The sequence below is a fragment of the Aerococcus loyolae genome, assembly GCF_002871915.2.
Lineage (GTDB): Bacteria > Bacillota > Bacilli > Lactobacillales > Aerococcaceae > Aerococcus > Aerococcus loyolae.
Genome location: NZ_CP126958.1, coordinates 560,178 through 586,009 on the forward strand (window position 1 = coordinate 560,178; position 25,832 = coordinate 586,009).

Genomic DNA, 25,832 nt, shown 5'->3' on the forward strand with positions numbered 1-25,832 from the left:
CCCCGGCCTTATTTTATTGCTTAGTGAGGCTAAGAATGCATAGAGGGATTATACCGTTTCTAAGCTCACCTGCCTTCCTTACTAAAGATGTAGAACTTAAAAGTAGGCAAAGAAAAAGCTCTCTACCCTGTGGTAGAAAGCTTTTTAACTAGGTATATCTATTTTATGAAGGCTAGTTTATATACTAATCTTTTTATTGGCGTCCTTTTTCAAGGATTTCCTTCCAATAATCGTTATAGTAGTCGGTTTTTTCTTTATTAACGAAGGCTGCTATACCATATTCAGCTTGTTCGGATTGGAAGAGTTTCAAGATGGCATCAATTTCAATTTGAATCCCTTCATCAATGCTTTTACCGCTTTGTTCATCGACAACCCGGTTGGCAGTGAAAATGGATGAAGGCGAGCGTTCGTGGATCTTTTCAACGAACTTAGAGTTATCGATACCTTCTACTGGTTCCCCGTAAATGGTCTTCATAATGTTTTCATCACTGAAGGCCACTAATTGGTCATGATAGTCTTCAGGAATTTCACGTTCCCGGTATTTGTCAGGCATATTATTAATTAATTCTTTAGCTGCCGCATTAATTTCTTCTTCTGTATTAGCTCGGGCATGAGATAAACCTAATTTTTCGGTGTCATCAGGTCCGAAGATGGTCCCAGTCATAGCGAAGAATTTAGCCATTTCCTTACCTAATTGGTGGTTTAAGCGCAGCATGCCACCGTAGCCTGGGATAATTCCTAAAGTAGCTTCAGGAAGGCCAAATTTAGCTTTGTCAGTGACAATCATGGCCCGACTAGCTAAGGCCAGTTCACAACCGCCGCCCAGGGCCCAGCCGTCAACTACTGCGATTAATGGTTTCTTACATTGTTCCATTTTGCCACGGATTACTTTGTGGCCTTTCATATTTTCTTCAAAGGCGGACCAGTTTTTCGCACGAATATTGTCTAAGAACCAAGCGATGTCTCCTCCAGCGATAAAGGCCTTATCACCGGCACCTCTTAGGAGCATGCCTTCTACTTCATCATTTTCTTCACCACTTGTGATGGCGTCCCCGATCATCTTCACCACTTGGGTATCAATCGCATTGAGGACTTCGGGACGATTGACCAAAATTGTCATAATACCATCTTTAATTGAAGTTACTACATAGTCAGACATAATCATTACCCTTTCTATTTTATATGCTTTGAACTAAATAACGCCTTTTTCTTTTAGCGACTGGATGTCTTCTTCACTGTAACCCAGGCCGGCTAGAATTTCCTGATTGTGTTCTCCTAAGCGGGGCGCATGGTTAAATGGAATTTTTTTATCATCTGAGAATTGGACTGGCGAAGCAGGCATGGCCACACGTTTGCCCTCCTTACCAAATTCCATATTTTCCAGGTAGTTATTGGCCCAGGCTTGTTTATCATTTGGAATTTCATCAAAGGTTTGCGCCCGTTCAAAGGTAAAGTCTTCAGCCAGCATTTTATCAATTAAGTCTTGGCTTTCCATATTGCCAATGGCTGCTTCAACTTGTTTGACAAATTCTGATTGCTTTGGATTCTTTTGGAAGGCATCCAAGGTATTGACGCTTTCATCATCAATATATTCCTCTAGACCGATAATCTTCATGAAGCGAGGGAATTCACTTTCATAACGCACTAGACAGAGCACGATCCATTCGCCGTCCTTGGTTTGATAGGATTGTAGGAAGGGGTTATTGGGATGCATACGGTCTTTAGGGTAATGGTCTTCGTATTGGGAAGAAACGATCATCATCTTATTACAGAAAATGGCAGAACCTAAAAGTGATACACGGACTTCTTCACCTTGACCGGTTTCTCTTTGCTTGAGTAAAGCGGCTAATATCCCACTTAAGAGGGAAAGACCAGCCACACTATCACCCACCCCTGAAGGAGCAGAAATTGGGGGATGGTTCACTGGGGCTAAACTAGCCATAAAGCCACCGCGGGCCCAGTAACCGACGACATCATAACCTGGACGGTGAGCTTCTTCGCCCTTGGTGCCGTAACCTGAAAAATGGCCCCAAATTAAATGAGGGAATTTGGCCTTCAGGGTTTCATAGCCTAAGCCTAATTTTTCTAAGGAATGAATGCGAATATTAGAAATAAAAACATCGGCTTCTTCAAGTAATTGCATCATAATTTGATAACCTTCTTCGCTTTTTAGGTTAAGGGTAATCCCTTTTTTATTGAGGTTATCGGTTTCAAAAATGGGGTTTTCATCCTCAGTAGCGGTAACGTTCATGGTGGCACCGGTCCCTCTTAATTGGTCTCCAGAGGGGGCTTCCACCTTGAGAACATCTGCTCCCCAGTCAGCCATTACTCGAGCTGTGGTAGGAGCGGCTACCATGGTAGAAAAATCAATAACTTTTACGCCATCAAGTAATTGAATGTTCATTAGACAGTATCCTTTCTCTTCCGTTTTGCCCATTAGTGGAAGTGAAAAGACTTGTTTTGCTTTCAATTTCTATTATAGTGAAGAAAATCACGAAATTGTATTTCAAAAAATACAAAGACCCCTTGCAGGCAATGCAAGAGGCCTATTGAAGCAGTAAAAGACTAAATTATTTATATTCCTCAGCGATAAATTGACGCACATATTGGGTGAAGACGTCCACACTATAGGAAGGGAGGTTTTCTTTCTTTTTTATCATATAGATAGGCCGTTTAATAGGTAAGTCGACAATGGGGAGAATTTTAACACCGACTGTCCCAGCAATGGTGTTTTCTGAGACCAGGGCAACTCCAATATTATTTCTCACCATAGCCATTAGTGTATTGTCATCGACCACTCGGTGGATGGTATGGATGGGATAGGTCTTCTTAGAAATTGAAGCTAATTGTAAGTTTGTGATTAATTTTTTGAAATTTTCGTTATCACTGGTACGAATAAAGGTGAGGTCGACCGTTTCTTGTAGGGTGACTTGGTCCTTCTTAGCTAAGGGATGAGCATCCGGTACAGCTAAGGCTAGCCGTTCTTCAAAGAGAAGTTCCGTCTCAATTTGCGTGTTGTAGTTGTCAAAACCAAAGTCACTAGCAAAAACAACATCTAATTTTTCATCGAGTAGGTCTTTGATCATTTGACTAGTAGGGAGTTGTTCAAAGTTAATCTTGAGATTGCTATCCGCCTTTTGGCAGTAGGCTAATAGGGAAGGAATCATGTTATTAGCAATGGAAAAGAGACTGTCACAAGAAATATGGATGGTGTCGTGGCGAATATCGGCCATGGATTGGAGATCGAAAATTCCTTCTTCAATGGTACGAATGCTTTGGTAGGCGTAGCGATAAAAAACCGTCCCGTAGTCAGTTAAACGGACCCGGCCTTTATTGTTAATAAATAAAGGGACACCGGTCGTTTCTTCTAGACCTTGGATAGCTCGACTGAGTGTCGAGGTGGTGATAAAGAGTTTTTCGGCGGCTAAACTATAATTTTGATGTCTAGCAGCAACGATAAAATAGTAGAGGTGCTGAAGGTTGATGGATGACATTTTCATGATTCTATACTCCTTTGGATTGGCTTTGTATTTTTTGCAAGACTGTTTTGCATTTTATCGACTGGTGAAAAAGTGAGCAATACAGTAGGATGAAGGTGTAGCAAAAGTTAAAGCGCTTTCTTATATTTTACGAAAAAAGCCCAATAAGACAAGCTGCCGCTAACTTTTCTATTATAGACCATTGCCCATATGGTTAGAATTCTGTTAAGACTTGTTATTGCTTTCATTTTAACAAAAAATTATTATGCAAAGGAGATCTTTACTATGTCAAATCCATTATTAGAAGTTATCGGAACCAAATATCCTATCCTCCAAGGTGCTATGGGGGGCGTGGCTTATCACCAATTGGTAGCCGCTGTTTCAGAAGCAGGTGGTTTAGGGATTATTGCTTCAGCGGGTATGGATAAAGAAACCCTCCATGAAGAAATTCGAAAAACTCGGGAACTGACTGATAAACCATTCGGGGTTAACTTGATGTTAATGTCACCAAATATTGCTGATATGATCGAAGTTATTGCCGAAGAAAAAGTTCCGGTAGTAACAACGGGTGCAGGAAATCCTAAGCCAGTGATTGAACCCTTACACCAAGCAGGCTGTAAGGTAATTCCAGTAGTGGCGACAGCCAGACAAGCGGCTAAAATGGAAGCAGCTGGTGTCGATGCCGTGGTCTGTGAAGGAAACGAAGCCGGTGGACATATCGGGACAGTGGCAACCATGACTTTAACCCGCGCTGTCTCTAAAGCAGTTAAGATCCCTGTGGTGACTGCTGGTGGTGTGGCTGATGGTCACGGCTTAGCGGCTGCCTTTGCCTTAGGGGCCTCTGGAGCGCAATTAGGTACGGTTCTAGTAGCTAGTGAAGAAGCTCCGATTGCTGACAGCTATAAGGAAGCTACTGTGTCTGCCAAAGAAAATTCCACCTTTGAAATGGCTCGTGAAATTGGGTCTCCAATTCGTTTACTACAAACCAAAGGCTCTGACCACTTACAAGAAATTATTGATAATGGTGGCGGGCGCGAAGACTTTGAACCAGTCAGCTTAGAGCTTTTAGTGAAAGGGGCCAAAGGGGACACCGAAAATGGTACGGTAACCATTGGACAGATTGCTGGTGTCGTTGAAGAAGTTCGCCCAGTAAAAGAAATTCTTGACAGCATGGTTGAAGAAGCTGACCAAGTAATTTCATCACTAAGCATTCTTTAATAGCTTATGAAGTGATTAAAGCTGGAGTATCGAATTGCTCCAGCTTTTCTTTCGTGCGCCTGGCATGGGCGACAACTAGGTGGTGAAAGTCCACTACAGACCTTTGCAGTAGGAACTGTTAGCTAAAGACAAGGGTGTCCACCGTGAGGTGGAATCTGAAGGAAGTCGGAGGCAAATACTTGCACTGACGTACAGAAACTTCATAAAGAAAGGCTGTCAAAAGATGGATGAGCTTGCCAAACAAAGTGAAGTCCAATACTGCACGAATCTGAGACAGTAGATGAAGCAGTGACATGAGTAGAAAGTTGTCGTTCTTACCCAGGGAGATCTCACAGACGGCGCAGGAGTCCCCTTATAAGAAGCCGGTCGAAAAAGGTTTACTGTGAGAAGTCAGCCGAAGTCATAGTAGTTTCCTAAGGAAACGAAGGACTGAACAATTTCAATGTTTGATTAGATGGGAGGTAGCTCAATTATGGGAAAAGCAGAAAAGTTGCGAAAGCAACGCAGCCTACAAAGGCATAAGGTGGAATCTGAAAAGTATGTAGGTGCGCTTAGTAATTCAGCTATTGAATATATGAAAAGACATGATGGGTCTCTAATGAGTCTCGTCGTCAGAGAAGAAAACCTCATGCGAGCGGCTCAAGCGGTTCGAAAGAACAAAGGAGCAGCTGGTATTGATGGGGTTTCCGCGAAATCTGCGGAAGCCGAAGTAAGGAAGTACCTCAAACCCTTACAACAGAAACTAATAAACGCGACATATAAACCTCAACCGGTGAAACGGGTAGAAATTCCCAAAGCCAATGGGGGAGTTCGTCAATTAGGCATTCCTGTTGTCAGGGATCGGATTGTTCAACAAGCCATTCGACAAATTATTGAACCAATCATTGATCCTCAACTATCATCAAATAGCCATGGCTTTCGTAAAGGTAAGAGTGCACATAGTGCACTGAAACAGTGTGTCGAATATTACGAAGCCGGCTATAAAATTGTCGTTGATTGTGATCTCAAGAACTGTTTTGATAATTTTAATCAAGATAAGATGATTAACTACTTAGAAGGAATGGTTAAAGATCCGGCAATATCACGTATTCTCAGACGTTTTATGAGTGCAGGTGTTATTGATATGTCTGGTCAATTCATTGATAGTCATACGGGCACCCCCCAAGGGGGTGTCATCTCACCGCTTCTATGTAATGTTTATTTGAATGAACTGGATAGAGAATTAGAACGTCGTGGGCATCGTTTTGTGCGCTATGCAGATGATTTTGCGATTTTCGTTAAATCAAAACGTGCAGGCGAACGGGTATTAAAGAGTATTACTACTTACATCGAGAAAGATCTTCGATTAACAGTTAACCATGAGAAGAGTCAAGTGGGTTCGCCAACCCGTTTAAAATTCTTGGGTTGCCTTATCATGCCTACCCGAAAGGGTTGTCGTTTTCGTCCGACGTATGAAGCAAAGAAGAAATTCAGAGCAAAGTTAAAACGTCTGACAAGTCGAAAGCGACCAGGCACCTTTAAAACCATTGTAAAAGAAATCAACCAAGTGACACAAGGTTGGATCAACTATTTTGGAATAGGTTATATTAAAACTTATATTGAAGAAATAGAACAATGGTTAAACCATCGCCTAAGGCAACTCATTTTGAAGCGATGGAAAAGCTGTCAAACGAAGATTGTACGCCTCATGCGGTTAGGATTAGATAGTAATAGTGCGAAACGTATTGCCTTCTCACGTAAGAAATATTGGCGTCTATCTAAAACACCGGAGGTGCACAACGCTCTGACAACAAAAAGACTCCGCCAGTGGGGATTAAAATCATTAACCCTCCTAGCGGAGTCTGCCTATTTAAGATATTGAACCGCCGTATACGGAACCGTACGTACGGTGGTGTGAGAGGTCCTCTGTCCGATTAACGGACAGAGTCCTACTCGATTATTTAATGATAGAAAGAGGAGATGGTATGAAAGGTAAATATCTTATTTTAACAATTATTATGGCCTTTACAGTTGCTGGATCGGTTGGCTTAAATATCAATTCGGTGGGTGTCTTTTTAGGACCGGTTTCCAAAGATTTAAATGTCATGACGGGAACCTTTGCTATTCACGCCACCCTGATTAGTTTTGGAACAGCCTTTGCAGCCTTTGCAGTGCCTGGAGTTTTGAAGCGCTTTTCCTTTAAGAAAGTCTTGATTGTGTCTACTTTAGTGACAGCCTTGTCCACCATGGCTATGGGCTTTTCTAATGCCATGTGGCAATTCTATATTCTAGCCTTTACCCGTGGTGTTTTTGCTGCCGTTTACGGGATTGTTCCCTTACAATTATTGATTAATAATTGGTATAAGGCTAAGCATGGGACGGTTTCGAGTGTGGTTTTTGCTTTTTCAGGTGTAGCTGGAGCGATTTTTGCCCCCATGTTAACCCAATTGATCCAAAGTATTGGCTGGCGACAAACCTATCTGGTTCAAGCACTTTTATTTGTTCTCTTAGCCCTGCCAGCGATTATCTATCCCTTTGCTTTTGATCCTCGTGATGAAAATAAATTACCTTATGGTTACCAGGAAGAGGACGCTGATGCGGATGAAGCAGCAGTCGATAGTGGGGAAGAGGTCTTCTCCTATACCCAACCAACTTTTCTCTTGTTGATTGTAGCTAGCTTATTAATCACGGCTTTAACTGGTTTAGCCCAACACTTCCCTGCTATTGGTGAAGAGTACGGCTACTTGCCAACCATGGCAGCATTAATGGTATCTGCAGGGATGTTAGGGAATATTATTTTTAAAATTATTATTGGTTTTATTTCCGATGCCAAGGGAGCGATGGTGTCTGTCTATACTATGCTAGCAACCATGGTTCTCGGCCTTATCGTCATTATGACCTTTAGAGTGGCAGAAATATCATTATTGGGGAGCTTCCTTTATGGGGCTGTCTATTCCATTTCAGCAGTAGGCTTGGCCTTGGTGACCAAGCATATTTTCTCATTAAAGTTATTTGATAGGGTTTATCCTTCCGTGAACTTTATTGCCAATGCGGGAGCGGCCGTGGCTGTTTCTATGTATGGTTATCTCTATGATTTCAGCGGCTCTTACCGCTTAGCGATTATCTTATCAATCATTTTGGCTGTCGTTTCCTTCCTCTGTCTCTTTCTGGCTGACCGCATGAAGTCTGGCCGAATCAAGGCATAAAGTAAAGGTTATGCTAATTATTGACAGCTAGAGTAAAGACCAAGACTTTATTAGAAATTAAAACTTTTACACGTGAGCTGGCCGAGGAGCCAGCTCTTTTTACGTGATCGGTGTAAGAGCTAATAATGATCTGTATGAAATTTTTCTAATAATAATATATATTGGATAAATTTTACAATAAAACCCAAAATGTTGTATGAATTTTCTGGCAATAAAAAAAGAATGTGTTATTATTAATGAAAGCGATTACATTTATGGTTGGAAGGAGTGATTTTCTTGGCAGATTATGATTTATTAGTCATTGGTTCAGGCCCGGGAGGCTATATTGCTGCGGAAGAAGCAGCAAAGTCAGGTTTGAAAACGGCTGTCGTTGACAAAGGTCCGGTAGGAGGAACCTGTTTAAATTCAGGTTGTATCCCCATTCAAAGCTATGTTCAAAATGGTCGTTGGGCCTTGCAAAGTAAGCAATTGGCTAAATATGGATTGGCCCAAGCTAGTGATGACATTGATTTTAAAGCGCTAAAAGCGCGGAAAGATCAAGTCGTCCAACAAAACCAGCAAGGGATCTTGCAAATTTTTAAAAGCAATGGGATTGATTTTATTGAAGGTGAAGCTGTCTTTGTTAAAGACAAGACCTTTAAGGTCAATGATCAGACTCTTAGTGCCAAAAATATTTTATTGGCAACCGGTAGCCGGGTTTTAGAACCAACAATTCCGGGAATTGAAGAGGTAGATTATTTGACCCATGAGAGTTTTTTCCACATGGAAGATTTACCTGAGCACTTAGTGATTGTTGGAGCCAGTGAGCATGGGGTGGAATTTGCCTTTGCTATGGCTGCTTTGGGTGTGAAGGTAAGTCTGATCGAGGAAAAGGCAACCATTATTCCAAACCAAGTCAAAGAGGTCCAAGACTATGTCAAACAGCTATTCAAAAAACTTTCTGTAGAAGTGATTGAAGGCGTTGCCATTGACCATCTTAGTTCTGACCAGGTCCATCTGAGTGATGGTCAAGAGATTGGCTTTGACCAGCTTCTCTTAATGCTTAGCCGGCGTCCAGATTTGACCATGGTAAAGACTATGGGACTTGAATTGGATAAAAAAGGCACTTATTTAGCAGTTGATGAAAACTATCAAAGCAGTTCTCCTGGAATTTATGGTGTTGGTGATTTGATCGGTGGCTGGCCCTTTGCCCATGCTGCTAGTCATGAAGGCATTAAGGCAGTAAAGGCGATCTTAGGTCAAGCTGAATACCCACTTGACTTTAATGCCGTGCCCCGTAAGATGGCGGTCGACGTTGATGTGGAAAGCTTTGGCTTGCATGAAGATCAAGCTAAAGAGGCCGGCTATGATGTGATGAGTCATCAGATTCCTTTCATGATGAATGGGGCAGCGGCTGCCTTGGAGGAGAGTGAAGGATTTGTCAATATCATTAGTGAAAGACAATATGGGCAGATCTTAGGTGGTCTGGTAGTTGGCCATGGTGCCAGTGAAATCATGCATATTCTCTTAGCTGTCTACCAATGTGAAGGCACTATTGATGAACTCGCCCAAATGGTCTTTGCTCACCCTACCTTATCGGAAACTATTGGAGATGTCGCTAAAGCATTGGTAAGAAAATATTAATGAGTTAAACAGAGTCAATAGGAGGAATTCATTATGGTGAAAACACAAGAACAACAACAAGAGCAAAGAAAAGGCTCCGGACAAGCTCAGTTTAAAGAACGGATGGCAACCGATATTAAAACAGCTTCTGATGTTGAAGTCAAAGCCATGAGTCCGGATAAGGCAAAAGCGATCTATAAGACAATGAACGAAATTAGGGACTTTGAGGATACCGTACACCGCTTCTTTGCCCAAGGAGAAATTCCTGGTTTTGTTCACTTATATGCGGGTGCAGAAGCCATTGCGAGTGGTGTCTGCGCCCACTTAACTGATGATGATTATATTACCTCTACTCACCGGGGGCATGGGCACTGTGTGGCAAAGGGGGGCGACCTTAAAGGCATGATGGCTGAGATCTTTGGTAAAGAAACCGGCCTCGGTAAAGGTAAGGGCGGCTCCATGCATATTGCTGACCTCGATAAGGGAATCCTAGGGGCTAACGGTATGGTTGGTGGCGGTTTCGGATTAGCTGTTGGCGCTGCCATGCGTAATAAATACCTCAAAACTGACTCAGTAGCTGTTTGTTTCTTCGGAGACGGAGCTTCCAATGAAGGGCTGTTCCATGAATGCTTAAATATGGCAAGCATTTGGCAGTTGCCCGTTATTTTCGTTAATGAAAACAATTTCTTTGCGGAATCGACCCCACAATGGTATTCATCTGGTTCGGAAACTATCGCTGAACGGGCGGCAGCCTACAATATGCCAGGTGTCCGTGTCGATGGGAAGGATTTGATGGCTGTTTATGAAGCAGCTGGTGAGGCAATTGACCGGGCTCGTCAGGGCGGAGGACCAACGTTAATTGAATGTGTGGCCTACCGTAACTATGGTCACTTCGAGGGAGATGAACAAAAATATAAAGCTCTCTCAGGTCCAGAAAAAGAATGGGCAGACCGTGACGCTATTCAAGTCTTTAAAGACTATGCCATTGAACACGGTTTAGCCAGTCAAGAAGAATTAGAAGAAATCGAAGCCCAAGCCAAACAAGATGTAGAAGATGCAGTGGAATATGCTAAAGAGAGTCCAATTCCTGCTGCTGAAAACCTATTAACCGATGTTTTCGCTGACTAATCTGAGGATTTAGCTGAGAGAGGAGACTTTAATATGAGTAGAGAAATTGCCTTTATGACCGCAATTAATGAAGCTTTAGACCAAGCCATGGAAAAAGATGACCGCGTTGTCCTCTTAGGAGAGGATATTGCGGGTGGTCGTGAAGTTGACCATTTAGCTGAAGAAAACGAAGACGCCTGGGGTGGCGTTATGGGGGTTACCAAGGGTTTGGGTCCTAAGTACGGTCTAGATCGTGTCATTGACACCCCCTTATCAGAAATGGGATATATGGCTGCAGCAGTGGGGATGGCTGTCACTGGTTTACGTCCGGTTCCTGAATTAATGTTTAACGACTTTATTGGTTTCTGTTTAGACTCCTTACTGGGCCAAGGCTCAAAAATGCGTTATATGTTTGGTGGTAAGGCTCAGATTCCTATGGTTGTTAGGACCATGCATGGAGCTGGAGCGAGTGCGGCAGCCCAACACTCGGGTTCTTATTACGGAATTTTTGGCTCGATTCCAGGGATTAAAGTGGTTGTTCCTGCGACTCCTTATGATGCTAAGGGTTTACTCCTGGCTTCGATTGAAGATAATAATATTGTTGTCTTTTCTGAAGACAAGACCATCTACGGTCAAAAGGGCGAAGTTCCAGAAGAGTACTATACTATTCCAATTGGTAAGGCGAATGTATATCGCCAAGGGGATGACTTAACCATTGTGACTATCGGTAAAATGCTCTTTGTTGCTGAAGAAGTGGCCGAACGTTTGGCCAAGGACGGTATTTCTGTAGAAGTCATTGATTTAAGAACGGTTGCCCCTTGGGACCAAGAAACCGTGATCGAATCGGTCAAGAAAACCGGGCGTTTGATTGTTATTGATGAATCCAATCCTCACAATAATACAGCAACCGATATTGCCTCAGTGGTGAGTGACAAGGCCTTCGATTACCTTGATGGTCCCATTAAGTGTATCTGTGCACCTAATGTACCGGTACCGTTTGCGGTGAACCTGGAACAATTATATTTACCAGATGCAGATAAGGTAATCGAAGAAGCTGCTGAACTTATTGACGACTTAAGAGCATAAGGAGGCGGAAATCTATGGCGACAGAAGTAGTAATGCCAACATTAGGACTCACCATGACAGAAGGGACCATCGAACAATGGTATGTTAAAGAAGGCGATGAAGTTTCTTCAGGTGACGTTCTAGCAACGATTAGTTCAGAAAAATTGTCTGGAGATGTTGAAGCACCAGAAGCAGGAATTGTGATTAAAATTGTAGCTGATGAAGGCGACACCCTAAAATGTAAGGCCGCTATGGCTTATATTGGAGAAGCCGGTGAAGAAGTGGAAGTTGAATCTAATGGAGAGATAGCTAGTGAAACTGAAGCAGAATCCAGTTCCAGTGAAAAAGAAAGTTCAAAAGAAATCAACAAGGATAAAACAGATATCAAAGCACGTCAAGGAGCCGTTAAGGGTGGGCGTATCTTTATCACTCCTGTAGCCCGTAAATTAGCTGAAGAAAAAGGTTATAATATAGAGGATATTCCGGGAACAGGTGGTAATGGCCGGATTACCCGCCGTGATGTTGAACGCTATCAACCTGAAGCTAAGCCTAGCCAAGTAGTAACTAGTCAAGCTGGTGAAGGTTTACCTGGTATGCGTAAGACTATTGCTAAACGAATGGTTCAAAGCTTACAAACCACAGCCCAGCTGTCCTTACATCGCAAGGCAGATGTGACTCAATTAAGCAAACTGCGTCAAGAAATTAAATCGAAAGCCAATGATGGTGCAGCATTAGGTTGGACCACCTTAATCACCCGAGCAGCTGTGAAGGCTTTAGAAGAAACGCCAGAAATGAATAGCTGGTATCAGGATGGACACTGGGAACAACATGAAGCGGTTCACATTGGCATGGCAACGGCAGTTGCTGATGGTTTAGTGGTCCCTGTCATTAGAGATGCTCAAGGCCTCAGTCTAAGCAAATTAGGCGAAAAGATTAACGAAGTAACTAGCCAAGCTAAGGCTGGCCAACTACCAGCAGATCTCTATTCCGGTTCTACCTTCTCTATTACTAATATGGGAGGACGAGGAATTGAATACTTCACTCCGGTAATCAACCCACCAGAAGCTGGTATTCTGGGTCTGGGAGCAATTCAAAAGGAATTAGCCTTTGATGATAATGGCCAAGTGGTTGAGTTAAGTAAATTCCCATTAAGTTTAACCTTTGACCACCAATTATTGGATGGTGATCCAGCTGGTGCTTTCTTAGACCTAATTGTTTCTTATCTAGAAAATCCTTATAGCTTATTGCTATAAAAGCTTAATGATTATAAGTTGAACAGTGATAGCAGGAGAGGGCTGGGACAAAAGTCGCAGCCTTCTTGTTATTTATAGGCAGGTAAAGGAGGGAAAAAATGGTTAATAGTCAAAAACGCTTGGCCGAAAATATAGAAGCGGCTTTAAAACAAGCAGAAAAGTTGGCCATTGATAAAAAACATAAAAATATTGCTATTGCCCATCTCTTTAACTATTTAATCGAAGATCAAAATGGTTTTATCTATCGTTTCTTAAAGTCTTTAAATGTGCCAATGAAGGCCATGCAGGCGGAAATTAATCGCGAGTTGGCACGTATAGGTAGTGACTATGGCAAAAATCTTAACTACGGTCAGCAATTTTCTAAACATCTCGGCGACCTGCTTCAAGGAGCAGAAGACTACCAAGAAAAGCGACAAGCTAACGAAATCGCTAGTCAAGACCTCTTAATGGCCCTATTTGATCTGAAAAACAATGAACTGACCCATTGGTTAAATAATTATGTTAACCGAGCCAGTGCTCATAAAAAATTAGCTGATTATCAGGAGAGACGGACGGTTGACAGAGATGATGTGAGCTTATCCTTTCCGGCCTTATCCAAGTATGCCCGAAATTTAAATGCCAGTTACCGTGCGGGTGAAATGGATCCCATTATTGGTCGAGAAAAAGAACTGGCTGATATGGTACTCATCCTATCGCGGCGGTCAAAAAACAACCCTCTCCTCATTGGAGAAGCTGGCGTCGGTAAAACTGCCTTAGTTGAAGGCTTAGTCCAGCGTATTGAGGAAGATAAGCTGCCTTCCAGCTTAAAGGGCACTATTGTTATGGCTTTAGATATTGGAGCTTTGATAGCAGGAGCAAAGTATCGTGGTGATTTTGAAGAACGCCTAAAAGCCGTGCTTGATGAAGTGAGAAGTTCCCAAGGGAAAATTATTCTCTTTATTGATGAAATCCATACGATTGTGGGAGCCGGAAAGACAGAAGGTGCCATGGATGCCGGTAACTTACTCAAGCCTATGTTAGCTCGGGGTGAAATTCATTGTATAGGGGCGACTACCCACCAGGAGTACCACCAATATTTTGAAAAGGACCGTGCCCTGGATCGTCGTTTTCAACGAATACTTGTTGACCAACCGACTCTAGTGGAGAGTCAGGCAATTCTTAAAGGTTTACAGGCCCAACATGAAAGCTACCACCAGGTTTTTATAGAAGACCAAGCCATCGAAGCTAGTGTGACTTTAAGTAATCGCTACATGACTGATCGCTACTTACCAGATAAGGCCATCGATGTCTTAGATATTGCTTGTGCGGAAGTAAGTATGACTCTTAAAGAAGCGCCTGTTAGCTTACTAGCAGCCAAAGAACGGCGCTATCATTTGGAGTTAACCTTAGCCAAGACGCAAACCGCTTCAGACAGTCAAGCTGATGAAACGGATAAACTTCAACAGGCTCTGTCTAGCGCTCAAAATGAGGAAGCTAGTCTAGAAGAGCAATGGCAAGCAGAAAAAGCTTTGCTTAAAGACTGGCAAGACTACCGGCAAAATTTATTGCAGACGCGCTTAGACTTGAGGCAAGCCCAAAAAGACTTTGATAGCCAGGCAGTCAAAGTTTTACAAGAGGAAAAGATTCCTCAGTTAGAAGATAAAATAAAGCGAGTTCAGGCAGACTATCAGACCATTTTAGATGGAAGTGATGGCCCCTTATTAGATCCTTGGGTAAGGAAGAATGATGTGGCCAAGGTGATTGCCAGACAAACCGGCATCCCAGTGGCCCAAGTGGCCGAACATGAACGGGAAAAATTAATGCATTTAGCTAGCCGCTTACACCAGCGTATTGTTGGTCAAGATCCAGCTGTTCAAGCCGTTAGTCAGGCAGTTATACGGTCTCGTGCCGATGTCCAAGACCCTAACCGACCTATTGGTTCTTTCTTGTTCCTTGGGCCTACTGGGGTAGGTAAGACGGAATTAGCTAAGGCCTTAGCCGATCAGTTATTTAATGATGAAGAAAAAATCATCCGTTTAGACATGAGTGAATATATGGAAAAGCACAGTGTTGCCCGCTTAGTTGGGGCGCCTCCTGGCTATGTTGGTTATGAAGAAGGGGGACAATTGACAGAAGCAGTTCGTAGACAGCCCTATGCGGTTATTCTTTTAGATGAAATTGAAAAGGCCCACCGTGATGTCTTTAACCTTTTATTACAAATTCTAGATGATGGCCGGCTAACAGATAACCAAGGCCAAGTGATTGATTTCAAAAATACTATTTTGATTATGACCAGTAATTTAGGTTCGGATATTCTGCTTGCAGATATGCTTCAACATAAAAACAGTGAGATATCGCTTGAAGCTCGTCAAGCAGTAAGTAAGAAACTTCAAGAACATTTCCGACCTGAATTTTTAAACCGGATTGATGATACGATTCTTTTCTCTGCCTTATCTAAAGAGAATATGGAGGCAATTGTTGAAAAACTCCTAGACCAGTTGAAAGTCCGCTTAAGTCAGCAAGATATCATCCTGACTTATCAAGAGGGCTTAAAGGATTGCTTAGCTGACTCTGCTTATGAACCTGAATTTGGGGCCCGGCCCTTAAAGCGTTTCATTCGCAAACACTTGGAAACACCTCTAGCCGAACGCATCATTAGTGGGCAAATAAAAGCACAAGACCAAGTCAATCTTTCTTATGATAAGGACTCTGAACAAGTGACTTTTAAAGTCAAAGAAAAATAAAAGCAAGGAGCTGTGACGCAGATAGCACAGCTCCTTTTTGTCTTCTAGGAAGATAAATAAAATATTTGACTAAGTTTGACTAAATAAGTTGATCAATACTGACCAATATGTTATAATAGTTAGTGTAAAGGTTAAAAGATACCTTTAAAATGAATGAATCAAAGGAGCGAAGAGAATGAATAATATGGAAATGACAAGGAGTTTACAAGAAGCTCTTGCAAATGCGCAACAAATTGCGATGACAAGACATCATCAAGAAATCTCGATTCCGCATCTCTTCAAAGCATTAGTACAATCTGGACAATTTGCTTATAATTTTTATCATCAAATGAATATTCCAATGGACGAACTCGATAAGGAACTTGACCGTGAATTGGATAGTATTGCTGTAGTGAATGGCAGCAATGTGCAATACGGACAAAGTATTTCGCGTTCCCTAGCAGAATTATTGCAAACCGCCCAAGAAGAGGCCCAAGGATTCCAAGATGAATACTTGTCTACTGAAATTCTATTACTAAGTCTTTTTAAATTGAACTATCTCGACCTGACTAAATGGTTGTCTACTTATATAAGTTATGACCAAGTGAAGGATAAGATCAAAGACTTGAGAAAGGGTGATCGCGTGACCTCACAAAACGCTGAAGAAAATTATGATTCCCTGGAAAAATATGGGAGCGACTTAACCGCGATTGCTAGAGAAGGGAAAATGGATCCTATTATCGGCCGTGACGATGAAATTCGTGACGTTATCCGGATTCTCTCTAGAAAAACCAAGAATAACCCTGTCCTGATTGGGGAACCGGGTGTTGGTAAGACCGCGGTTGTAGAAGGCTTGGCTCAAAGAATCGTCAAAGGTGACGTGCCAAGTAACTTACGTGATAAGACCATCTTTTCCCTAGACATGGGTTCCTTATTAGCCGGAGCCAAGTATCGGGGTGAATTTGAAGAACGCTTGAAAGCAGTTCTGAATGAAATTAAGAAGTCAGATGGAGAAATTATCCTCTTTATTGACGAAATCCACACCATTGTGGGTGCGGGTAAGGCAGAAGGGGCTATGGATGCTGGTAACCTCTTAAAACCGATGTTAGCCCGGGGTGAGTTGCACTGTATTGGGGCCACTACCCTAGATGAATACCGGGAATACATGGAAACCGATAAGGCCTTAGAGCGTCGTTTCCAAAAGGTCCTCGTCAATGAGCCGACTGTCGAAGATACCATCTCCATCTTACGTGGTTTGAGAGAAAGTTTTGAAAACCACCACCATGTTAAAATTCATGACCAAGCCTTGGTAACGGCGGCTGAATTATCTGATCGTTACATTACTGACCGCTACCTTCCTGATAAGGCTATTGACCTAGTCGATGAAGCCAGTGCTGAAATTCGTGTAGAAATGAATTCTATGCCGACAGAACTTGACCAACAACGGCGCCGTCAATTGCAATTAGAAATTGAAGAAGAGGCCTTAAAAGAGGAAGATGATCCTGCTTCTAAGGAACGTTTAGAAGAATTGCAAAAAGAACTAGCTGAAGTCCGTGAAAAGACTAACCAACTGACCTTGGAATGGGAAGATGAAAAGGCTTCTCTCAGTCATATCCAAGACAAACGCCAAGAAATTGACGATGCTAAACGGCAATTAGAAATTGCTCAAAATAATTATGACTTAGAAAAAGCCGCTCAATTACAACATGGGACCCTACCTAAATTGGCTAAAGAATTAGAAGACATGGAAGAAAAATACGAAGCTGAAGCCAGCGGTAAACCCAGCCTGGTCCAAGAATCGGTAACCGAGGACCAAATTGAAGAAGTGGTTTCTCGTCAAACCGGTATCCCAGTGACTAAGTTAGCCCAAAATGAACGGGAAAAATTACTTGACCTGGCTGACCGTTTACATGTACGGGTAATCGGCCAAGACCAAGCCGTTAATAGTGTGACTGATACGGTGCTCCGTTCTCGGGCAGGTATTCAAGACCCTAACCGGCCTTTAGGTTCCTTCCTCTTCTTAGGACCAACCGGGGTAGGTAAGACGGAACTGGCTAAGGCTTTGGCTGAGCAAGTCTTTGACTCTGAAGATAACATGATCCGTATCGATATGAGTGAATACATGGAGAAAGCCAATGTGTCTCGTTTAGTCGGGGCTTCACCTGGCTACATCGGTTATGAAGAAGGGGGACAATTAACTGAAGCAGTCCGCCGTCATCCTTATTCTGTTGTCCTCTTGGATGAAATTGAAAAAGCCCATAGTGATGTTTATAACATCCTCCTCCAAATCCTTGATGATGGTCGTTTGACAGATGGTCAAGGCCGGACAGTGGACTTTAAGAACACCATTATTATCATGACCAGTAATATCGGATCTGACTTACTCTTAGAAGACGCTAAAGATGGAAATACTTCAGAAATATCTACCGAGGCTCGAGACAAAGTCAAAGAACGCCTTTATAGCTATTTCAAACCTGAATTTCTTAACCGGATTGATGATATTATCCTCTTTACGCCATTGTCACAAGACAATATGCATGGTATTGTTGCCAAGATGCTGGCAGGGCTCAATAAACGTCTCAAAGATCAACACATTCAATTGCAATTTAGTGATGATTTAATTGATTGGATTGCTGAGACCGCCTATGAACCTGAATTTGGTGCCCGTCCACTCCGTCGCTTTATCACCAATGAAGTGGAAACGCCGTTGGCTCGCGCTATAATCGCCGGAGATGTCGCCGCTGGCCAAGAGGTTGAAGTCCACTATGACAAGGACCAAGACCGGGCCAGCTTTGAAAAAATCAAAGATGCCTAAGCGAATGAATAGCGATTAATAGAAGAAATAATGATGAAAGGAGGCTGGGACAAAAGTCTCAAAACAAAAAGGGTTAAGAAGTTAGTTTTCACTAATTTCTTAACCCTTTTACTTAAAATTAGGTATTAAAAAAGCACCCTGTTATAATATTAGTAACCACACTAAAGATTAAGGGGTGCTTCTTATGTACATACAATATAACATGAATCAAACAACACTTCCACTAGAATTATCTGCATGTATCGATCCAGATCATATTGTATTTTCAATCTATAATTTTATTGAGTCTCTGGATGAAAAATACTTTGAAAGCTTCAGTACGCAGGACGGCCGCCCTGCCTATCATCCAAAGCCTTTAATCATGGCACTTCTATATGCTTATAGTAAAGGCGTATTTAGCGGAAGAAAAATAGAGGAACTGATGGTTGAAAATTTACCCATGCAGTGGCTAGTCGCTCAACAAGTTATTAGCTATCGAACGATTAATCGCTTCCGTTCTTCAGAAAATTGCAGATCTTTATTAGAAAATCTATTCGTTGAGTTTACCACTCAGTTAAAGTTAGAGAAATTAATTCATTTAGAAAATTGCTTTATCGATGGAACTAAAATTGAAGCGAATGCCAATAAATATTCTTTTGTTTGGAAAAAGGCAACTGAAAAATATGCAGAACGATTAAAAGTGACCTCACGTGAATATTACTTTAATGAAATTCAACCGATGGTTGATGCCGGCATCCAATATGATGAAAATTTAGATCTAGAAGAAACGATGCTTCAAGAGATATCTAAAGTGCTTAAGGAAGAAATCGATAAACTCACTGAAGATATTGAGGAAACTCCTGTAAAAGGGCCGGATCAACGTAAACAAGAACGTCGTCGTTTGAAAAAACATTACCGTAAAGTGAGTCAAGATTTTCTACCTCGCAAACAAAAGTATGCCAAACAGTTTGAAACATTTAACGGAAGAAATAGCTATTCAAAAACAGATCCTGATGCTACGTTCATGCGAATGAAAGATGACCATATGATGAATGGGCAATTGAAAGCGGGATATAATATCCAAGTAGCGACTGAAAACCAATTTGTCCTTCATTATGATATTTTCCACAATCCGACGGATACGCGGACTTTACAACCCTTTGTTGAAAGTTTTCCTAATTCCCCGAAATGCATTGTAGCTGATGCTGGTTATGGTAGCGAAGAAAACCTTACTTATTTAGATAACCATAAAATTAACCATTTGATTAAATACAATCGGTTTGATAAAGAGCAGAAAAAGAAACATAAAAAATCAGCTAAAAATATGGATAATTGGAGTTACGATAAGCAAAGTAATACTTTCACACATCCTGATGGCACGGTTTATTTCTTTAGTCATCTCCAAAAACGAAAAAATAAAATGAGTGGTTATATTTCTGAAATTCAGGTTTATAAGCCTTTGGATCCAGAAAATGCGCCGCAAAAGGCGCTTTACTATAATAAAAACTATCAGGAATTAAAGAATATAGAAACACAGAAGCTTTTATCTGAAGAAGGATCTAGGCTCTTTTCCAAACGGAAAATTGACGTTGAACCAGTTTTTGGCCAGATAAAGGCTATTTTAGGGTTCACTCGATTTAACCTCAGAGGGAAAACAAAGGTTAAAACTGATGTTGGATTGGCCTTCATGGCCAATAATTTGAAAAAATATAGCAAAATAAAAGCAAGAAAATAAGAGAATCTACAAATCACGCTTAAGTAATTTGTAGATTCTCTTTTTTTTATAGTCCGTAGACTTTTGTCCCAGACTCTTTTTTATTAATTACTAGCTTTGAGGAAAAACTAGTAAAGACAATTTCCTTTTTCAATGGCCTAGTCCTAGTTAAATGCTGAAATCTTTGCTAAAATAGTCTTGTTCATTATTTTTTCTTAGTTAGAAAGGTGTAGGAAATGCCAGCACTTACTTATGAATTAATCAAAACGGAAAAACACACCGGTGCTCGCTTAGGGCGGGTGACCACGCCGCATGGGTCATTTGAAACACCTATTTTCATGCCAGTCGGAACCCTAGCCACAGTCAAGGGGCTGTCTCCTGAAGAGCTGAAAGACCTAGGAGCAGAAATCATTCTTTCTAACACCTACCATTTGTGGTTGCGTCCGGGAGATGATATCGTAAAAGAAGCTGGCGGTCTACACCAATTTATGAATTGGAACCGGCCTATCTTAACTGATTCTGGCGGCTTTCAGGTCTTCTCACTAACTAAGATCCGCCGCTTGGAAGAGGAAGGGGTCTATTTTAGAAGCCACCTGAACGGGCACCGGCTTTTCTTAAGCCCAGAAAAAGCGATTTCTATTGAAAATAACTTAGGCGCAGACATCATTATGAGTCTGGACGAATGTCCGCCATTTGATGCTTCTTATGATTATATGAAGAATAGTATTAATCGTACGACCCGTTGGGCTGAGCGGGGCTTAGCGGCCCACCAGCGTCCGGAAGACCAAGCCCTGTTTGGAATTATCCAGGGGGGCGGCTATAAGGACTTAAGACTACAGCATGCCCAGGATTTAATTAATCTCGATTTTCCGGGTTATTCAATTGGGGGACTATCAGTAGGTGAGTCTAAGGAGGAAATGTACGAAGTCCTTGACTACCTGACACCAGTTATGCCTAGTCATAAACCCCGTTACCTGATGGGAGTGGGCAGTCCAGATGCATTGATTGAGGGAGCCATTCGCGGGATAGATATGTTTGACTGTGTCCTTGCGACCCGGATCGCTCGCAATGGGACCTGCATGACCAGTCGGGGACGCTTAGTGGTTAAGAATGCCACCTTCAAACGTGATTTCAGACCTTTGGATGAAGCTTGTTCCTGCTATACCTGTCAAAATTATAGTCGGGCCTATATCAGACACTTGATCCACACTAATGAGATCTTAGGAGCGCGGTTGACCAGTATTCATAACTTGCACTTCTTGACCGATCTCATGGCCAATGTCCGTCAAGCCATTCGTGATGATAACTTGCTTGATTTCAAGGCAGATTTCTTTGAACGCTATGGCTTAAACAAGAAAAACCCTAAGAATTTTTAGTATAATTGAGTTAATAAATAGATGGAGGTTATAACTTATGGTAAGTATTTTATTATATATTGTGATTATTGGTGCGATGATGTATTTCTTAATGATTCGTCCTGCCAAGAAGCAACAAGAACAAAAGAAACAAATGATGGATAGTTTAACTGTTGGTGATGAAGTGGTGATGATTTCAGGTTTGCACGGGGTAGTCTCTGAAATTGATGAAGCTAATAATACAGTAACTCTAGACGTTGAGGGCGTTTTCTTAGTTTTTGAACGCGCTAGTGTGGCTCAAATTAAAAACCATCAAGCGGGTACTGGCCAAACTCCGACCCAAGAAGAAGATGTTCAAGCGGACAGTAATGACGATGAAACGGTTGATGTGGTGACTACTGATGAAGATACGATCCTAATCAAGGATGAGGATGAGCAATAATTGTGAAGAAGACGAACAATAGCTTGTCCAAATGGCAAAGTTTATTAATTCAGCCGCTTTGTCAAAAGAAGGCGCGCGAGTTTAAACGAGCGGGTTATCCGAAAATCAGCCGTCAAGATGTCGAAAAATATTTTACTGACTTTGCTTGGAAACACCAATTGCCGGCTTCTTACCAGGAACGTAAGCAAGCCATTAAGCAACTGACGATTAATCAATATTTTGATTACTTGCAATTGGAGGCAACGGTCTATGATGTCCCTTCATTAGACCACATCGATATCCAAAGTCTATTGTAATGCTTAATTAGGTTGGGTGAGAGCTCAGCCTTTTTATTTTGGTTTGCAAAAGTGCCATCATGAAAGCAGGGGCTAAATTTATGCTATGATAATTTTATTAAGGAGACGAGGAGGTGACTTATGCGTCGTATTGGTGTTTTAGAATTTAGGGAGCCTAAAATCGATCCGTCAAGAAAAATTCTTCACGTGGATATGGATGCCTTCTATGCTTCAATTGAACAACGTGATCATCCCCATCTTCGGGGTAAACCGGTCATCATAGCCCAGCATCCTAAAGAAAACAGTGGCAAGGGTGTAGTGGCCACGGCGAGCTATGAAGCGCGAAAATTTGGCGTGCATTCTGCTATGAGTGCTAGTGAAGCCTACCGCCTATGTCCCCAAGCTTACTTTGTGAAGGGCAATAAAGATTATTACCGCAAAGTCGGTGAAGATGTCCGTGATATTTTTCGAGAATATACTGATATTATTGAACCTCTTTCTATCGATGAAGCTTTTCTGGATGTGACTAATAACCATTACCAACTCCTCTATGCCATGGATGTGGCAGAGCGGATTCAAAAGGATATCTATCATAAACTGGGCATCACCTGTAGTATTGGGGTATCCTATAATAAATTTATCGCAAAATTAGCCTCTGATTTTCATAAACCGCATGGCATGACCATCATTACGCCAAAACGGGCGCTTGCTTTTTTAGAAGAACTTCCCATTGAAAAGTTTTACGGTATTGGTAAGCGCACCAGTGAAAAAATGCATGAGTTAAATATTTATAAGGGAAAAGATCTCAAGCAATTGTCCCAAGAGGATTGTATTAAATATTTCGGTAAGGCGGGCATTGTCCTATACGAGCGGGTTAGGGGAGTGGATGACCGTCCCGTTAAAGCACGGACCAATCGTAAGTCCAATGGCACGGAAACGACCCTATATCCCTTTCTTTACCATGATGACCAAGTTAATGAAGTCTTAAGACATCTTGCCCAGAAGGTAGCTAATAGCCTGCAAGACAAAAATATCCAAGGGCAAACAGTGACTTTGAAATTCCGCTATGGCAATTTTGAAACCACCACCCGCCAGCGGGCCTTGAAGGATCCGATTAATTCTTATGATGATATTTATTTTCATGCCCAAGACTTGTGGGAACAATATGGTGATGTTAGCCAAGGGGTTCGATTACTAGGTATAACCTTGAGTGATTTATTAACCGTGGATTTTGAAAATATCCGGCTACCCTTGTATTAGTGAACGAAGAGGAAGAAAAATGACAACCAAGCATGAACAAGTAATTCAATATATTAAAGACCTCCCCATCGACCACAGTATTTCGGTCAGGAGCCTGGCACGCAACCTGGACGTGTCCCAAGGAACAGCCTACCGGGGAATTAAGGAGGCGGAAAACCGCGGCCTAGTTCAAACCATAGACCGGGTAGGGACAGTCCGGGTTGAAGAGGCGGAAAGTCCTAAATACCAAGCTATGTCAGTAAAAGAAGTGGTTTCCTTGACCAATGCTAAGGTCTTTGGTGGGGCAGAAGGTTTGGACTATATGATCCGAGACTTTATTATTGGGGCTATGAAGGTCTCATCGATTGCTAGCTATTTGAAACCGAACCTCTTGATGATTACGGGAAACCGGGATAATGTCCAAGAACTGGCCTTATCCCATGATGTCCCTGTCATTATTTCTGGGGGCTTCAGCCCGAGTCAAAGGATGGTCGACTTGGCTAACCAACGTCAGATCCCTCTGCTTGGCGTGAGCTTCGACTCCTATTCGACGGTTAAGATAATTAACAAGGTCCTGGTGGAGCGGGCGATTCAACAAAATATTGTCCTGGTCGAAGATATTTATGTCCCCTTAGACCGGGTCAAGTTCCTCTTCCAAGACGACAAGGTGAGCCGCTACCGGCAGTTGAATGAAGAGTCTAACCATACCCGTTTTCCTGTCCTCAACCATAACTATGAGGTGGTGGGGGTCATTGCAGCTAAGGATATTCTCGATGCCAATGCGGATACGCCCATTGTTGAAGTCATGACCCCTTCGCCCTTGGTAGCTAAATTAAAAATGAGTGTGGCCAGTATCACCCAGCTTATGCTGTGGGATAATTTAGAAATGGCTCCCGTGGTAGATGACCAGGGTAAGTTAGTGGGAATTATGTCCCGGCAAGATGTCCTTTATACCATGCAGTTTAACGAAAACGCTGCCTACAAAGATTACCGCTTAGAGATTCTATTAAACGATAAGCTCAAACGTGCGGCTAGTGACCGGTCGGAATTATTTTATACCTTCCAAAGTGATGGGTCTTTTGCTAACCACCTGGGGACCCTATCGGAGAGTCTTCTAGCCACCCTGATCAATGTGGCCACTTGTCGCTATGTGAAAGACGCTATCGGGGAGTTAGCCATTATTGAATCGATGAATTACTATTACTTTGCCGCTGTTGACTGCGACAAATCCATTCAAATCTATCCTGAAATGCTTTATCATAGTAGACAAAATTGTAAGATAAGTATTAAAGTCTACTACCAACAATTAAATATTGCCCAAGCTATTATATCCGTCAACCTATTTAGACAGTAAGAAGCCATATAGAAAGAGTGAAAACTTATGATTAGTGATATCATTCAAGCCATTAAAGACTATGAAACGATAATTATCCACCGCCATGTTAATCCAGACCCAGATGCCTTGGGGTCGCAGATGGGATTGAAATCCGTCTTAGAGGCGACTTTTCCTGAGAAAAAGATCTATGTAGCTGGAGAAAATGAACCTTCTCTAGCCAACTTTGGCCAAATGGATGATATCCCAGATGAACTTTACTCAGAGGCCTTAGTCATTATCAATGATACGGCCAACACCGAACGTATTGATGACCAACGCTATCAAGGAGCAAAAATGGTGATTAAAGTGGACCACCATCCTAACCATGATAGTTATGGGGACATCAACTATGTCCTGCCAGAGGCTAGTGCGGCCAGTGAAATTTGGGCGGATATTCTTTTGAGTCATCCGGAGACTTTTACTATGACTGACCAGGGAGCGGAATATTTATTCTTGGGCATCGTAGGTGATACTGGGCGTTTCTTATACGACAACACCTCAGTAAAAACCATGGCCATTGCTACCGAATTACGTAAATACGATTTCCCAGCTAGCGAACGGATGCAGGCGTCCTTAACTGAAACTATGGGCCAAGCGCGTTTGAAAGGCTATGTCTTGGAAAACTTTAAACTTAGCGAAGATGGTTTGGTCAATGCGGTCTTCATCAGCCAAAAAGTCCTAAAAGACTTGGGCGTGACCGAGGCAGAATCCCATAATATTGTGCAAACACCGGGATCGGTCCAAGGGGTGCTGGCCTGGGTAATCTTTGTTGAAAAAGCTGATGGATCCATGCGTTGCCGCATTCGTAGTAAGGGCCCAGCTATCAATCAGATTGCCCAAGCCCATGAAGGGGGCGGCCATGCCAAGGCATCAGGTGCCAATGCCTATTCCAAGGAAGAGTGCCAAGCAATTGTGGCAGAATTGAATGAAGCTGCAAGAAATTATTTAAAAGAGAAGGGCAATGAGGAATAGTTTTAGACTCGGTTAAGGAAGGGTTTCTATTCCTTGAGACTAATCTTTCTAAAGA

General features: G+C 42.2%; 19 protein-coding genes. 16 read left to right on the plus strand and 3 right to left on the minus strand.

Translation table 11 applies throughout. The annotated features are described in order from the left end of the window. Nucleotides 1–193: 193 nt before the first annotated feature. From CJ190_RS02480 to CJ190_RS02490, 3 genes are all read right to left on the minus strand, one after another. The gene (locus CJ190_RS02480; protein WP_064293186.1) at nt 194–1,159 is read right to left on the minus strand and encodes an enoyl-CoA hydratase/isomerase family protein; all 966 of its coding nucleotides are present in this window, start codon (nt 1,157–1,159) and stop codon (nt 194–196) included. 33 nt (nt 1,160–1,192) lie between these two features. Continuing rightward, nucleotides 1,193–2,404 carry a CaiB/BaiF CoA transferase family protein gene (locus CJ190_RS02485; RefSeq protein ID WP_070598022.1) on the minus strand — a complete coding sequence of 404 codons (1,212 nt, stop codon included), beginning with the start codon at nt 2,402–2,404 and terminating at the stop codon, nt 1,193–1,195. Between the two features lie 166 nt (nt 2,405–2,570). After that, the gene (locus CJ190_RS02490; protein ID WP_064293184.1) at nt 2,571–3,500 is read right to left on the minus strand and encodes a LysR family transcriptional regulator; all 930 of its coding nucleotides are present in this window, start codon (nt 3,498–3,500) and stop codon (nt 2,571–2,573) included. 264 nt (nt 3,501–3,764) lie between these two features. Here CJ190_RS02490 and CJ190_RS02495 point away from each other — a divergent pair, with 264 nt between their 5' ends. The 16 genes from CJ190_RS02495 (at nt 3,765) to CJ190_RS02570 (ending at nt 25,777) form a co-directional block, all read left to right on the plus strand. Further along, complete coding sequence (locus CJ190_RS02495; RefSeq protein ID WP_064293183.1) at nt 3,765–4,697, plus strand: NAD(P)H-dependent flavin oxidoreductase; 933 nt, start codon at nt 3,765–3,767, stop codon at nt 4,695–4,697. 472 nt (nt 4,698–5,169) lie between these two features. Next, nucleotides 5,170–6,558 carry a group II intron reverse transcriptase/maturase gene (gene ltrA, locus CJ190_RS02500; protein WP_284614192.1) on the plus strand — a complete coding sequence of 463 codons (1,389 nt, stop codon included), beginning with the start codon at nt 5,170–5,172 and terminating at the stop codon, nt 6,556–6,558. Nucleotides 6,559–6,661: 103 nt separating this feature from the next. Continuing rightward, entirely contained in the window at nt 6,662–7,882 is a 1,221-nt protein-coding gene (locus CJ190_RS02505; RefSeq protein ID WP_070598085.1) for an MFS transporter, read from the plus strand. A gap of 276 nt (nt 7,883–8,158) precedes the next feature. Continuing rightward, nucleotides 8,159–9,505, plus strand: a complete 1,347-nt coding sequence (locus tag CJ190_RS02510; RefSeq protein WP_064292110.1) for a dihydrolipoyl dehydrogenase family protein — start codon at nt 8,159–8,161, stop codon at nt 9,503–9,505. A gap of 102 nt (nt 9,506–9,607) precedes the next feature. After that, entirely contained in the window at nt 9,608–10,612 is a 1,005-nt protein-coding gene (locus tag CJ190_RS02515; RefSeq protein ID WP_143739151.1) for a thiamine pyrophosphate-dependent dehydrogenase E1 component subunit alpha, read from the plus strand. Nucleotides 10,613–10,645: 33 nt separating this feature from the next. Then, a complete protein-coding gene (locus CJ190_RS02520) occupies nt 10,646–11,677 on the plus strand; it encodes an alpha-ketoacid dehydrogenase subunit beta (protein WP_064292112.1) in 1,032 nt (343 codons plus the stop codon). A 14-nt stretch (nt 11,678–11,691) separates the two neighbouring features. Next, nucleotides 11,692–12,909: a dihydrolipoamide acetyltransferase family protein gene (locus CJ190_RS02525; protein WP_070598083.1), complete on the plus strand. Its 1,218-nt coding sequence runs from the start codon at nt 11,692–11,694 to the stop codon at nt 12,907–12,909. Between the two features lie 98 nt (nt 12,910–13,007). Continuing rightward, nucleotides 13,008–15,632: an ATP-dependent Clp protease ATP-binding subunit gene (locus CJ190_RS02530; RefSeq protein WP_064292114.1), complete on the plus strand. Its 2,625-nt coding sequence runs from the start codon at nt 13,008–13,010 to the stop codon at nt 15,630–15,632. A gap of 175 nt (nt 15,633–15,807) precedes the next feature. Further along, a complete protein-coding gene (gene clpB / locus CJ190_RS02535; RefSeq protein ID WP_070598082.1) occupies nt 15,808–18,426 on the plus strand; it encodes an ATP-dependent chaperone ClpB in 2,619 nt (872 codons plus the stop codon). A gap of 184 nt (nt 18,427–18,610) precedes the next feature. Further along, on the plus strand, nt 18,611–20,140 hold the full coding sequence (locus CJ190_RS02540) for an IS1182 family transposase (RefSeq protein ID WP_101602523.1): 1,530 nt from the start codon (nt 18,611–18,613) through the stop codon (nt 20,138–20,140). A 215-nt stretch (nt 20,141–20,355) separates the two neighbouring features. Beyond that, nucleotides 20,356–21,495, plus strand: a complete 1,140-nt coding sequence (tgt, locus tag CJ190_RS02545; protein WP_064292521.1) for a tRNA guanosine(34) transglycosylase Tgt — start codon at nt 20,356–20,358, stop codon at nt 21,493–21,495. Between the two features lie 37 nt (nt 21,496–21,532). Then, a complete protein-coding gene (gene yajC / locus CJ190_RS02550; protein ID WP_064292520.1) occupies nt 21,533–21,916 on the plus strand; it encodes a preprotein translocase subunit YajC in 384 nt (127 codons plus the stop codon). A 2-nt stretch (nt 21,917–21,918) separates the two neighbouring features. Continuing rightward, complete coding sequence (locus CJ190_RS02555) at nt 21,919–22,212, plus strand: post-transcriptional regulator (RefSeq protein ID WP_168162778.1); 294 nt, start codon at nt 21,919–21,921, stop codon at nt 22,210–22,212. Between the two features lie 120 nt (nt 22,213–22,332). Next, nucleotides 22,333–23,451 (plus strand): DNA polymerase IV, encoded by a 1,119-nt coding sequence (gene dinB, locus CJ190_RS02560; protein WP_064292519.1) that lies wholly within the window; start codon nt 22,333–22,335, stop codon nt 23,449–23,451. A gap of 19 nt (nt 23,452–23,470) precedes the next feature. Beyond that, nucleotides 23,471–24,784 carry a DRTGG domain-containing protein gene (locus tag CJ190_RS02565; RefSeq protein WP_064292518.1) on the plus strand — a complete coding sequence of 438 codons (1,314 nt, stop codon included), beginning with the start codon at nt 23,471–23,473 and terminating at the stop codon, nt 24,782–24,784. A 27-nt stretch (nt 24,785–24,811) separates the two neighbouring features. Continuing rightward, nucleotides 24,812–25,777, plus strand: coding sequence for a DHH family phosphoesterase (locus CJ190_RS02570; protein WP_064292517.1), 966 nt, complete (start codon nt 24,812–24,814; stop codon nt 25,775–25,777). Nucleotides 25,778–25,832 lie beyond the last annotated feature (55 nt).